The sequence below is a fragment of the Brevibacterium epidermidis NBRC 14811 genome (genome assembly GCF_001570805.1).
In the GTDB taxonomy this organism is placed as follows: Bacteria; Actinomycetota; Actinomycetes; order Actinomycetales; family Brevibacteriaceae; genus Brevibacterium; species Brevibacterium epidermidis.
On sequence record NZ_BCSJ01000009.1, the window covers coordinates 44,742 to 57,426 of the forward strand.

Annotated in this window: 12 protein-coding genes and 1 tRNA gene; 8 read left to right on the top strand and 5 right to left on the bottom strand. The window is 64.8% G+C overall.

What is annotated here, in order from left to right:
- The first annotated feature begins 83 nt into the window (after positions 1–83).
- Positions 84–1,457, top strand: a complete 1,374-nt coding sequence (locus tag BEP01S_RS06365; protein WP_062241553.1) for an NAD(P)/FAD-dependent oxidoreductase — start codon at positions 84–86, stop codon at positions 1,455–1,457.
- A gap of 161 nt (positions 1,458–1,618) precedes the next feature.
- On the opposite strand, the gene BEP01S_RS06370 is transcribed toward BEP01S_RS06365, so the two are convergent.
- Complete coding sequence (locus tag BEP01S_RS06370) at positions 1,619–2,224, bottom strand: NAD(P)-dependent oxidoreductase (RefSeq protein ID WP_062241555.1); 606 nt, start codon at positions 2,222–2,224, stop codon at positions 1,619–1,621.
- 114 nt (positions 2,225–2,338) lie between these two features.
- Here BEP01S_RS06370 and BEP01S_RS06375 point away from each other — a divergent pair, with 114 nt between their 5' ends.
- Entirely contained in the window at positions 2,339–2,728 is a 390-nt protein-coding gene (locus BEP01S_RS06375; protein WP_062241557.1) for a winged helix-turn-helix transcriptional regulator, read from the top strand.
- Here BEP01S_RS06375 and BEP01S_RS06380 read toward each other — a convergent pair.
- The gene (locus tag BEP01S_RS06380) at positions 2,716–3,195 is read right to left on the bottom strand and encodes a hypothetical protein (RefSeq protein WP_062241559.1); all 480 of its coding nucleotides are present in this window, start codon (positions 3,193–3,195) and stop codon (positions 2,716–2,718) included. The two genes, BEP01S_RS06375 and BEP01S_RS06380, sit on opposite strands and share 13 nt — an antisense overlap.
- 71 nt (positions 3,196–3,266) lie before the next feature.
- Here BEP01S_RS06380 and bioB point away from each other — a divergent pair, with 71 nt between their 5' ends.
- From bioB to bioD, 4 genes are all read left to right on the top strand, one after another.
- Positions 3,267–4,487: a biotin synthase BioB gene (gene bioB / locus BEP01S_RS06385; protein WP_062241561.1), complete on the top strand. Its 1,221-nt coding sequence runs from the start codon at positions 3,267–3,269 to the stop codon at positions 4,485–4,487.
- A 123-nt stretch (positions 4,488–4,610) separates the two neighbouring features.
- Positions 4,611–5,825 carry an adenosylmethionine--8-amino-7-oxononanoate transaminase gene (bioA, locus tag BEP01S_RS06390; protein ID WP_306306255.1) on the top strand — a complete coding sequence of 405 codons (1,215 nt, stop codon included), beginning with the start codon at positions 4,611–4,613 and terminating at the stop codon, positions 5,823–5,825.
- Positions 5,822–6,955: an aminotransferase class I/II-fold pyridoxal phosphate-dependent enzyme gene (locus BEP01S_RS06395; protein ID WP_062241564.1), complete on the top strand. Its 1,134-nt coding sequence runs from the start codon at positions 5,822–5,824 to the stop codon at positions 6,953–6,955. Before bioA ends, BEP01S_RS06395 begins: the two co-directional genes overlap by 4 nt.
- On the top strand, positions 6,952–7,761 hold the full coding sequence (gene bioD / locus BEP01S_RS06400; RefSeq protein ID WP_062241567.1) for an ATP-dependent dethiobiotin synthetase BioD: 810 nt from the start codon (positions 6,952–6,954) through the stop codon (positions 7,759–7,761). Before BEP01S_RS06395 ends, bioD begins: the two co-directional genes overlap by 4 nt.
- Before the next feature lie 68 nt (positions 7,762–7,829).
- On the opposite strand, the gene BEP01S_RS06405 is transcribed toward bioD, so the two are convergent.
- Positions 7,830–7,906 (bottom strand) — tRNA-Leu (locus tag BEP01S_RS06405).
- Positions 7,907–7,997: 91 nt separating this feature from the next.
- On the opposite strand from BEP01S_RS06405, the gene BEP01S_RS06410 reads away from it, so the two are divergent.
- Both BEP01S_RS06410 and ppk2 read left to right on the top strand, forming a co-directional pair.
- Complete coding sequence (locus BEP01S_RS06410; RefSeq protein ID WP_062241569.1) at positions 7,998–9,284, top strand: MFS transporter; 1,287 nt, start codon at positions 7,998–8,000, stop codon at positions 9,282–9,284.
- A 67-nt stretch (positions 9,285–9,351) separates the two neighbouring features.
- Positions 9,352–10,254, top strand: a complete 903-nt coding sequence (gene ppk2 / locus BEP01S_RS06415) for a polyphosphate kinase 2 (protein ID WP_127364114.1) — start codon at positions 9,352–9,354, stop codon at positions 10,252–10,254.
- Positions 10,255–10,389: 135 nt separating this feature from the next.
- On the opposite strand, the gene BEP01S_RS06420 is transcribed toward ppk2, so the two are convergent.
- Positions 10,390–11,565 (bottom strand): TIGR01906 family membrane protein, encoded by a 1,176-nt coding sequence (locus BEP01S_RS06420; protein ID WP_083532600.1) that lies wholly within the window; start codon positions 11,563–11,565, stop codon positions 10,390–10,392.
- Between the two features lie 145 nt (positions 11,566–11,710).
- On the bottom strand, positions 11,711–12,637 hold the full coding sequence (locus BEP01S_RS06425; RefSeq protein WP_062241573.1) for an AEC family transporter: 927 nt from the start codon (positions 12,635–12,637) through the stop codon (positions 11,711–11,713).
- Positions 12,638–12,685: the final 48 nt, after the last annotated feature.

The window sequence follows — 12,685 nt, forward strand, 5'->3', positions numbered from 1 at the left end:
GATCGAACTGCTCTGATCTGGGGCGTTCGAGTCCGTGCGACAAACAATTAGTGAAAGTTTTCACAAGGGTCTAGCATGGGAATATGGCACTCATCAGAAACTCAAAACTGCGTCCACGAATCCTCGTCGTCGGTGGCGGCTCAGTCGGCCTGCTCACCGCTCAGAATCTGCTGAAGAACCTCGGTCGGGGCGAAGCCACCGTCACCGTGGTCGACCCCAACCCGTACATGACCTACCTGCCGTTCCTCCCCGAGGTTGCAGCCGGTTCGATCGAGCCCCGTCACGCTGTTGTGCCGCTGCGCCGCAACCTGCCGGGTGCCGAGGTCATCACCGCGAAGGTCACCTCGATCAACCACGCCGAGAAGTTCGCCACCATCGAGCCCGAGAACGATGAAGCGTTCGAACTCGACTACGACCACATCGTCCTCGCCTCCGGCTCGGTCGCGCGTGCGCTGCCGATCCCGGGCCTGAAGGAGAACGCGATCGCGCTCAAGCGCATCGAAGAGGCCGTCGCCCTGCGCGACCACCTTCTCTCCCGCCTGGCCGATGCCGCACTGATGGAAGACGACGAAGAGCGTCGCAAGGCCCTGACCTTCGTGTTCGTCGGCGGCGGATTCGCCGGCATCGAGCTGCTCACCGAACTCGAGGACATGGTCCGCTCGGCCGTTGCCCAGTACGAGACACTGACCGAAGCCGATGTGCGCTTCGTCCTCGTCGAGGCCCTCGGCCGCGTCATGCCCGAGGTCGGCGAGGCTCAGGCCCGCTGGGTCGTTGAGCACATGCGCGAACGCGGAATCGACGTCTACCTCGAGACGTTCCTCCAGGACTGCACCGACAAGCACGTCAAGCTCTCGAACGGCGAAGAGTTCGACGCTGACACGATCGTGTGGTCCGCCGGTGTCAAGGCCAACCCGATGCTCATCGACTCCGACCTGCCGATCAACGAGCGCGGCAACGTCACCGTGCGCGCCGACCTGCGGGTCGAGGGCGATGACGGAGTCGTCGAGGGCGCTTGGGCCGCTGGCGACAACGCCGCTGTGCCCGACCTGTCCGGCGGCGGAGTGGCCGGTTTCTGCGTTCCCAACGCTCAGCACGCTGTGCGTCAGGCTCCTGTGCTGGCCGCCAACGTGCTCGCGGCTCTGCGCGGAGAGACCGAGTTCAAGCAGTACTTCCACAAGACCATCGGTACGGTTGCCGGTCTGGGTCTGTACAAGGGCGTTTCGCAGATGGGTGACTTCGAAGCCCGCGGACTCCTCGCCTGGCTCATGCACCGTGCCTACCACGGCTACGCGATCCCGACCATGGACCGCAAGGTCAGGGTCTTCGGCAACTGGTTCGTCAGCGCCGTCCTCGGCCGCGACGCCATGCCGCTGGCAGACCTCGATGTTCCGCGCAAGAACTTCGTCGAGGCCGCCAACTCGAAGCCGGCTCCCAAGAAGGAGCCTGCCAAGGCCTGACTCGAGGCAGCCGGTGCCATCCGGCGACAAGCCCTGATGAGACGACAGCGCCGGGGATGCATTGTGCATCCCCGGCGCTGTCATGTTCGCATGACCGCGAGTGGCTGGCTCTCCTCTGGGCGTCGGGAGCCGCCACGCATGGTCATCGACCGTCAGTTCGGTCAGTTCGCGACGGTGAACCGGACGTCGATGTGCTTCGGTTCAACGATCTCGTCGACCATGGCGACCGCGAAGTCCTCGGCCGAGATTGCGTCACCGGCCGGGACTTCCAGCTCGGTCTTGTACGAACCCGTGCGCTCCCCGGGGGCGATTTCCGGTGCGGGGGAGATGAGCGTCCAGGGCGACCAGTTGCCTGTCCGCAGCAGCTCGAGCGCTCGGGTGCCGGTCTCCGATTCGGCCTTGTAGATCGCGGGGAAGTCCTCGGTGTCCTTGAGCATGGTGTCGCCGACCCACAGGGAACCGGCGCCGCCGACGACGAAGATGCGGGTGTTGCCGCTGTTCTCGGCCAAGGTCTTCAGGGCGTCGAGCCACTCCTGGTGGTCCCCGCCGGTGCGGCTGGGACCGGTGGTGGAGACGATGATGTCGTGTTCGGCGGCGATGCGGGCGTCGAACCCGGCATCGGCCATATCGCCCTTGATGCTGCGGGCGGCACCGGGCACGTCGCTGCCCGAGCGGGTGATGCCGGTGATGTCGAGGCCGCGGCCGGCCGCCTCGGCGGTGACGCGGGAGCCGATCATTCCGGATGCTCCGAAGAGTGCGATCTTCATAGTGTGTCCCTTTCTGCTGCGGCGTCGGGTTCGCGGCGCCGAGGTGATTTCTTCTGTGATGACATCTCGACAGTATCGTTTGGAAAGTGAGTACCTCAAAGATACTATTGGGACATGAAAATCAGAGATTCTTGGGAAGGCGATGCCTTCGATCCGGAGTGCCCCACCCGAGTCATCCTCGATCGGGTCGGTGACAAGTGGACGGTGCTCATCATCGAGATCCTCGATGACGGCCCGAAGCGCTTCGGCGAGATCCGACAGGCGATCGGGGGCATCACCCCGAAGGTGCTCACCTCGACGCTGCGATCACTCGTCGCCGACGGCTTGGTGACCAGGCAGTCGTTTGGGGAGGTGCCCCCGCGGGTGGAGTATTCGCTCACCGATCTCGGTCGCTCGCTGCAGGCTCCCGTGACCGCGCTGCGGAGGTGGGCCGAGCGCAATGTCGCCGAGTTGATCGACAATCGTGATCGCCAGGCCGAGATCGATGATGCTCAGGCGCGCTGATCGGCCTTGCGGGTGAGTTCGCCGAGGACGGTGATGAGCTCTCTCAGGCGGCCCGCGGCGCGGTAGGTGCGCGGTGAGCCCGAGTACACCCAGTTGTTCGTGATGATCGAGGCGCTGCCGTTGTTCGTCGCCACCTTGAACTCTCCGACAGCGAGCGTCGCGAGCTGATCCTCGACGAGGCGGCGCCGCAGCTCCGGTCCCATCTGCACCCAATGATCGGCGGCCTCGAAATCAATGTCCGACCAGTCGGCTCCCGACTCACGGTAGGCGAGAGGACGGTAGGGGGCGTCGATGCATGCGTTCAGCGACGGCGCCTCGCTGCCGATGTCAGGGCCGGAGTTGGAGTCGTCGGCAGCGCTGTCGACGGCGATGAGTACGGCGGGCCCGGCCGCCTCGGCGAGGTTCGGATCATCGGTGCCGTCGACGAACCGGGGATGATCGCGGGCGGTGAGAAGGACGAAGGTCATAACACCATTCTGCCTGTTCGGGCGGAGAGTGTGATTTGGCACTCTATTGAACAGTGTTCAATAATGACAACATGGATAGCTATCAAACACTCGCCGAGCGCGTGCTCGCCGGCGATCCGGCCACCGCCTCCGATGCCCGCACGATCCTGTCGTCGTCCGACGAGGACCTCCTCGACCTTGTCGCCGCTGCCTCCCGGCTGCGCCGCGAACATTTCGGCAATCGCGTCAAGGTCAACTACCTCGTCAACCTCAAATCGGGACTCTGCCCGGAGGACTGCGGATACTGCTCGCAGCGTTTGGGCTCAGAAGCCGACATTCTCAAGTACTCATGGCTGCCGAAGGATGAGGCGAAGCGGCAGGCGGAATTCGGTCTGGCAGGGGGAGCCTCGCGGGTCTGCCTCGTCGCGTCCGGACGCGGTCCTTCGAACCGGGACGTCGAGCGCGTCTCGGGGATGGTCGAGGAGATCAAGACATCCAGTCCCGACGTCGAGGTCTGCGCCTGCCTCGGGTTCCTCAAGGACGGTCAGGCACAGCGACTCAAGGACGCCGGTGTCGACGCGTACAACCACAACCTCAACACTGCCGAATCTCTCTACCCCGATATCTGCACGACTCATACGTTCGCCGACCGTGTCGACACCGTGGACAAGGCGCGTGGTGCAGGGCTCTCCCCGTGCTCGGGGCTGATCGTCGGAATGGGGGAGACGGACGAGCAGATCATCGAGGCGATCGAATCGCTCAAGGCCGTTGACTCCGATTCGATCCCGGTCAACTTCCTCATTCCCTTCGACGGCACACCGCTCGAAGGAACCTGGACTCTGACCCCGCAGCATTGCCTGCGGATTCTCTGCACCGTGCGATTCCTGTGCCCGGACCGCGAGCTGCGCATCGCCGGAGGTCGGGAGATGCACCTGCGTACGCTGCAGCCGCTGTCGCTGCATGTGGCCAATTCGCTCTTCCTCGGCGACTATCTGACCTCGGAGGGGCAGGCCGCCGAGGAAGACCTCGACATGATCGTCGACGGAGGCTTCGAGATCGTCGGAGCAGAGAGTGCCGAACGACTGCGTGATGAGCTCAAGGCTCACCGGGCAGCCCATCAGGCCGCCTTCGCCGAGGTGGCGCCCGGTGACATGAAGAGCGACGGAACGTCCGCTGAGGCAGCAAAGACCGCGAGCACCCTGCCGTGCGGCAAACCTCTGCCGACGGCTGGTCAAGAAGCCGACGACTCCGGAGTGATGATTCCGACGATCCGGCGCCGCGGCGCGGGCACAGAGCTCACGCCCAATGTCTGAGGCGGGACTACGGATGCCGACGAGCACGCTCGAGCGCGATTCCGGCCTGCTGTGGCACCCCTACGGTCCGCTCGACGCCGGCGCACACTTCTCGGTCACCGGCGCAGATGGGCCCTAGTGGAGTTGCGCGATGCTTCGGGATCGACGCATCGACTGCTCGACGGGATGAGCTCGTGGTGGTCGGTCGTCCACGGATACCAGCATCCGGTCATGGATGCGGCACTGACCACCCAGATCGGATCGTTCTCGCACGTCATGTTCGGCGGTCTCACCCATGAACCGGCCGTCGAACTAGCCGAGCGGCTCGTCGCAATCACACCGGACGGACTCGACCATGTCTTCCTCGCAGACTCGGGTTCGGTCTCGGTCGAAGTCGCGCTCAAGCTCGCCATCCAATACCAGCTGGCCCGCGGCCGCGACCGCAGGCGCTTCCTTGCCCTCGAAGGTGCCTACCACGGTGACACCACCGGGGCGATGAGCGTGTGCGACCCAGTTGGGGGAATGCACAACGATTTCGCCGGGCTGCTCGCAACCCAGCTGTTCCTGCCTCGTCCGCCGTTGCCGGAGGCATCCGCTGCCGAGGTGCACGAATGGTTGGTCAAGGCTGAAAACCTCGTCGATGCTCACGGGGCAGAGATCGCCGGCATCATCGTCGAACCCCTCTTCCAAGGTGCCGGAGGTATGCGCCCGTATCACCCCGCCGCCCTGCAGTCACTGCGGCGGTTGGCCACCGAGATCGATGCCGTACTCATCGCCGACGAGATCGCCACCGGCTTCGGACGCACGGGCTCTGACTTCGCCTGTCGAGCCGCGGGGATCACCCCGGACGTCATGTGCCTGGGCAAGGCTCTGACCGGCGGCTATCTCACATTGGCGGCGCTGCTGTGCAGTGGAACGGTTGCCGACGTCATCACCACTTCGTCCCACCGGGCGCTCATGCACGGGCCCACGTTCATGGCGAATCCCCTGGCGTGTGCTGCGGCAAATGCGTCGGTCGGCCTCCTCATCGATGACGAGACGAGCGGCTGGGAGCCGGCCATTGGACGGATCTCTCAGGCCCTCGAAACGGGCCTCGCTCCAGCCAGGCGGCTGGATCACGTCATCGAGGCGCGGGTGACCGGCGGCATCGGCGTCGTCGAACTCGACCGCCCGGTCGACGTGGCTCTGACCACGCGCATAGCCTCCGAACACGGGGTGTGGCTGCGGCCGTTTCGGCAGCACATCTATACGATGCCGCCCTATATCTCGACTCCGGCGGTGGTGGACACCATCACGAAGGCGATGGTCGCGGCAGCCGCGGAACACGGGGATGGGTGCGAGTTCGAGGTTGCATCGTGAACGCCCTCTTCTCCCGCCTTTCCGCCGCCGCCGAGCGCCGAAGTACTGCCGGTCTATATCGCAGTGACCTCGTGCTCGACGGACTCGACCTCGCCTCGAACGACTACCTCGGGCTCTCGGCGCATCCGCTGGTGCGTTCCGCAGCGATCGAGGAGATCGAACGCAGCAGCACCTCGGCCAGCGCATCGCGACTCGTCACCGGGACCACACCCGCTCACCACCGATTGGAAGCTGCGCTGGCCGATCGGCTGCGGCACCCTGCGTGTGTGACCTTCTCCAGCGGTTATCTGGCTAATATCGCCGCCGTCACTGCTCTGGCCGGTCCTGATACTCTCATCATCTCCGACGCCCACAACCATGCGTCACTCATCGATGCCTGCCGTCTGGCGAAAGCTCCGACGAGAATCGTCGCCCACAACGACCTGGACGCCGTTGAAGCCGCTTTGGCTGGTCGTCAGCAGCCAGAGGCGCTTGTCGTCGTCGAATCCGTGTACTCCGTATTCGGTGACACCGCGGACCTGCCTTGTCTTCTTGACCTCTGCGTTCGTTACGACGCTCTGCTGCTCGTCGACGAAGCGCACGGGATCGGTGTGACCGGCGCCGAGACAGCCGTCGGAATGGGGGCGGCCGCCGCGGTGAGCGAATTCCGCGACCGCCTCGTGGTCACCGCCACGCTGTCGAAAGCGCTCGGCTCCCAGGGAGGGGCTGTGCTGGGAGCCGGTCTCGTCCGAGATGCTGTGGTCAACACGGCTCGCACCTTCATCTTCGACACCGGTCTTTCCCCTGCCATGGCGGCCGCAGCGCGTGCCGCACTCGACCTCGTTACCGCTGAGCGGGTGGCGTCGATGAAGGCCGCCCGCTCACAACTGGCAGCTGTACTTGATGTGCCGGTCCCGGCCGGTGCCGTGCTGTCCGTTCCCATGCCGAGTCCGGAATCAGGCGTCCGGGCGCGCGAACTGCTGTGCGAGGAGGGGATCCTCGTCGGCTGTTTCCGCCCTCCTTCGGTGCCCGACGGCATCACGCGTCTGCGGCTGACAGCTCGTGCCGGACTCAGCCCTGGGGAGCTGGCCTATGCCTGTGAGCGCATTCGGGCGATCACCGAAATCTGCGCTGCGGAGTCGGCGGCATGATCCCGCGCTTTCTGCTCGTCACGGGAACGGACACCGGCGTCGGCAAGACCATCGCCACCGCGGCGTTGGCCGCGGCACTGAATGCGGCTGGACGTCGAGTGATCATGTGCAAGCCGATCCAGACGGGGCATATCAGGTCCGACGATCCTGAACGTGAGCAGCTCGAGTCCGATTACAGCGACGTCGTCACAGAATCCGACGCGGAGGCCGTGGCTCGGCTGACCGGCATCCGTACGTTCACGAACACCACCCTCCGCCTGCCGATGGCTCCGGTTCCCGCCGCCAAAGCCGAATGGGACGGGTTCAAGTCGGTCGATGATGAGGCAGCTGGCGCTGTACAACCCGATCCGGGCTCCTCAGGGGCCGACAGAGTCTCGATTCTGCCGAGCGCAGCCGAGCACGTGGACTTCATACGTACGGCACTCGAACGAACCGAAGCCGATCACGTCCTCATCGAAGGGTCCGGGGGAGTCCTCGTCGATTTCGGAGAGCATACCGTCGCAGACATCGCAGCCGGACTGTCGGAGGGAGAAAACTCGGTCGGCGCCGCCATCGTCGTCCGCTCCCGCCTAGGGACCCTCAACCACACTGCTCTCACCGCTGAAGCCCTTGAGAGACGGCGGGTTTCGACCACCGGCATCATCATCGGTTCGTGGCCCGAAAAGGCGTCTCCGGTTGACCGTGACAATTGGGCTGCACTGTCGGCGATGGCACCTGTCCTCGGAGCGATTCCCGCCGGAGTCGGAGATAGGCTCGATCGGAACGAGTTCTCTGCCCGGGCACCTGGGTGGCTGCGCCTGTCCTGATCGCAGAGGCGGTGAAGGAATCGGCCTGGTCCTCGCTGTGAATCGCCTCAGGTCAGAAGCAATTTCAATGGTCCCCCCAGTGGGACTCGAACCCACACTGAATCGATTTTAAGTCGACTGCCTCTGCCGATTGGGCTATAGGGGGAAATGCTCAGAACACACCTTATCGGCAAACCCCGGCCACCGCGATCTGAGACGTCCCGCGGACGATCCGGCCACATGGCTAACCTGGAGCGATGACGACGAACGGACCGAGCCGGCAGGCCTGGGTGATCCTCGTCGTCGGCGTCCTCACGCAGATGGCGGCGACCATCGCGATCGCCGGACCCGCCTTCCTCATCCCGTACATGCACTCCGACCTCGGGTTCACACTCACCCAGGCCGGCACCGTCGCGGCCGCACCGAGCTTCGGACTCATCCTCACCCTCATCGCCTGGGGCGCATTCGCCGACCGCTTCGGTGAACGTCTCGCGATGACCTTAGGGATCGGGCTGACAGCAGTGTTCTCGGCCGCCGCTGTCCTCGTCGTCGACTCGCCGATCTGGATGGTCATCGTCATCGCCGCCTCCGGTGCCGCGGCCGCCTCGGTGAACTCGGCGTCCGGCCGCGTCGTCATGGGCTGGTTCCCCCGCCACCGTCGCGGACTGGCCATGGGTATCCGCCAGATGTCGCAGCCGCTGGGCACGAGCGTGGCCGCCGTAACCATCCCCGCGATCGCTGCGGCCGGCGGATTCCCCGCCTACCTGTGGTTCGTCGCCGCCGTGACCGGTCTGCTCGCCCTCATCTGCTTCGCCCTCGTCCGCAACCCGCCGGAGCAGTCTCCCACCCGCGCCGAGGTGGACGACCTCGACCGCGCCACCGATCCGACTACGTCACGGATCGGTGGAACCGAACCGGGATCCACCTCGGCGGGGGAGGGGAAGTCCGGCGCCGCCTCGGCGATCAATCCTTACCGCAGCGATTCCTTCCTGTGGCGCATCCACGCGGTCTCCGCGCTCCTCGTCGTCCCGCAGTTCGCGTTCTCCACCTATGGACTCGTCTGGCTCATCGTCGTCCAGGGGATCGGCGCGGGCGCCGCCGGAGCGATCGTCGCGATCGCGCAGATCGTCGGTGCTGTCGGCCGCATGGTCGTCGGCGCGCTCTCCGACCGCACGGGATCCCGCGTCGGCCTCATGCGCATCGTCGCCGTCGCCGCCGTGATATTCGTGGTGGCCATCGCCATCCTGTCGCTGACTGAGCTCCCCGCTGTCGCCGCAGTCGTCTTCATCCTCGCCTCAGCCGTCTCCGTGGCCGACAACGGACTGGCCTTCGCCTCGGTGGCCGAAGCCGCCGGACCGCGCTGGTCGGGCAAGGCGCTGGGAGCCCAGAACACGGGACAGTTCGTCATGTCGGCCCTGCTCGGCCCCGGATTCGGTGCCCTGGTGACGGCGTTCGGCTATCCGCTGTCCTTCGGACTCATCGCCATCGCGCCACTATTGAGCGTCGGAATCATCCCGCGACGCGACGTCGATCGCATAACCTGATATTCATCTCGGCGCATTATCGTGCACGAGGCACACCCCGGTGTCGACAGTGAAAGGGAAGGATCTCGTGAACAATCTGTTCCAAGAGAATCTGCGGGAGTACATCGACAAACTCCGCCTCGAAGGATACACCGTCGAGGACAGTCAGACCACGGATCCGCACCTCATCGACCCCATGGGCCGGGCCGTCGAAACTTGGCGGGAAGGGTACCCGTACGACGAACAGATGGACCGCGAAGAGTACGAACTCGAGAAGTACAGACTGCAGGTCGAACTGCTGAAATTCCAGTACTGGGGTCAGGACACGGGCGCCAAACACGTCATCGTCTTCGAAGGTCGTGACGCCGCTGGCAAGGGCGGAACGATCAAACGCTTCACCGAACACCTCAACCCGCGCGCCGCCCGCGTCGTCGCACTCAACAAACCCTCCGACCGCGAAGCTGGACAGTGGTACTTCCAGCGCTACATCTCCCACCTGCCCACGAGCGGGGAGATCGTCATGTTCGACCGCTCCTGGTACAACCGGGGCAACGTCGAGAGAGTCATGGGATTCTGCACCGACGGCGAATACGAGACCTTCATGGAACAGGCTCCCGTGTTCGAGAAGATGCTCATCGACTCCGGAGTCCACGTCACGAAGTTCTGGTTCTCCGTGACCCAGAGAGAGCAGCGGACCCGGTTTGCGATCCGTCAGATCGACCCGGTGCGGCGGTGGAAGCTCTCACCGATGGATCTCGAGTCCCTCGATCGCTGGGACGCCTACACGGAGGCGAAGGAAGAGACGTTCCGCCGCACGGACACCGACCACGCTCCGTGGATCACGATCAAGAGCAATGACAAGAAACGCGCCCGCCTCAACGCGATGCGCTACTTCCTCAACCAGTTCGACTATGAGGACAAAGACCCGTCGGTCGTCTACGAAGCCGACCCGCTTCTGGTCCGCCGCGGCCGCGACGCCGTCGACGACTGATTCCGGACAGAAATTCGGCCGGGTGGAAGGGGAAAGACCACCCGGCCGGAACCGTGGAGCGGGACTCGAACCCGCAGTGATGCGCAGTCACGCGCAACTGAGTTGCCCGAACCGAAGTGCCGGGCAATGGACGAATCAGACTTCTGCTTCGGCGTCCTTACGTGCCTTGCGCAGCGCCCGGCGCTTCTTGAAGCCGGTGAAGCTGAGCAGGAAGAGGATGATCGCCAGGAGCACGAACAGTCCGCCGCCGGCGATGCCCGAATCGACCCAGAACTGGGGCGGGAACAGGCGGATGAGCGAATCATCGGCGTAGAACTCCCAGGTCCCATCGGCGAAGAACACCTTGTGGAATCCGCGGAAGAAGCTGTCCCAGCCGAGCACTGCGACGACGGCGACAGCGGCCATGAAGACGATGCTGAAGATCGACCCCAGACGCACTCCCGCGTGGATGCCCGAACCGCCCTTGCGGCACATGTAGATCCCGAACAGCACGGAACCGATGATGCCGACGAGCGCCACGAGGTAGAGCAGCGAGATCAGGCCCTTGACGTCTGCCATATGGCTGAGCTCGTCGGAGATGAAGATCGGCTCTCCGTTGGGCATGACGATATCGGCGAGGTAGCGCCGGGAATCGAAGTTGTGCAGATAGTCGATGACGTAGGTTCCGTAGTGCTCACGGTCGGCGGCACTGAAACCGAACTGATCGGCTGGGAAACCGGGCCGGAAGTACTCGAATTTGAGGAAGATCCCCGAGGCGACGAAGCGCACCGCCAGAGCCAGCAGGACGAACGGGGCGGCGATCATGATCCAGATCGTGCCGATGACGTCGAGCACCGACCGGCGCCGCTCGGGCACCTCGGGGTCACGAGTATCGGTCGAGGTCGCGGCCTTCGACACGGCAGCCCAATCGGCTTCGCTCATCACTGCGGTGCGCGCGTTCTGCGGCACCTCACGTGTGTCTCCGGTATCGGTTGAGGCTGATGTCGCGGCAGCCGAATCCGCATCCGCGGACTTCTGCGCGGTGTTCTGTTCGGCGGCACGCGTGCTCGCTGTCGCGGGCTGAGAGTGCGGGTTCGTCGAATGGGCGGGAGTGACCCTCACCGGGCCCGTCGAGGGCTTCGCGTCCGCGGAATGCTTGGGGGCATCCTCGGCGATGGGATCCGTGATCGGATCGAACGCCTCGGTGTCGGTCGAGGGATCATTTGCCGCCTCCAGAGGAGCCTGCGTCTGCTTATCGGCAGCACTGGCAGACCCTGAACTCATCCGCCTGCTCAGGAGGTCTTCGGTCTCGTTCTTCTCGTCTCTGGACACATCCCCATTGTCAGTGACCACGGGGCTCAAGCGGGGGAGGACACGCCACAGCGGCCGATTTCACCGGGTCCCTCGCCGAGGCGGCACCGCGCAGATCGTCACCGTGACCGTGGGTACGGGGTCAGATGGGTGGGGTGTCGCAGGGTCAGCCGAGCAAGGCGGCGATGATGACGAGAGCCGGAACGGACAGGACCGTGGTGATGAAGACGGCGTCGCGCATGAGCGCCTCGGATTGTCGGTACTGCATCGAGTAGATGTAGACGTTCTGCGCGGTCGGAAGGGCGGAGGTGACGACGATGGCGAACAGGTCGATCCCGTCGTAGCCGAGTAGGGGGCCTCCGATGGCCCAGGCGATGACCGGCTGGGCGATGAGTTTGGCGCTGGTGATATAGCTCAGCTGTGAGCGGGTGCCCTTGACGGGGATTCCCCACCCGTCCTTGAGCGAGATGCCGAAGGCCAGCAGTGCGCCGGGGACCGCGGTCGCGCCGATCAGGTCGATGGGTTCGAAGATGAACCGCGGCAGTTCGAAGCTCGTCGCCGAGGCGGCCACTCCGGCCGTGGCGCCGAGGACGATGGGGTTCTTGAGCACTGGGAGGATTCCGGAGTACCAGTGCGAATCGATCTTCTTCTTGCCGGCACCGTCGAGTACGGCCATGCCGATGGGGGCGAGGACGAGCAGCTGGAAGAGCAGGACCGGGGCGACGTATCCGATGTCGTGGAGGACATAGGCGGCGATCGGGATGCCGAGGTTGCCGATGTTGACGTAGCTGGTCGCCCACGCGGAGAACAGCGCCTCGCCGGTGCTGCGCCGCCTGATCCATTTGGTGAGGACGAAGAGGGCGGCGCCGACGATGAGCGCCGAACCGCCGGTGGCAAACAGGGCGGTGTTGAAGATCAGCCCGAGGTCGGTCTCGGCAACCGTGACATAGAGCAGAGTCGGGGTGCCGGCGTAGAAGACGAGCTTCGCGATGACCTGCTGGCCGTGGGGTCCGAGAACGCCGGAGCGGCCGAGGATGAACCCGACCAGAATGACTCCGGCGATGACGGCGAAACCTTCGAATACGGCCAGCATGGGCTGCTCGGGGTCCTCGCTTCCTGCGTCTGGGACGGTGAGTGTCAG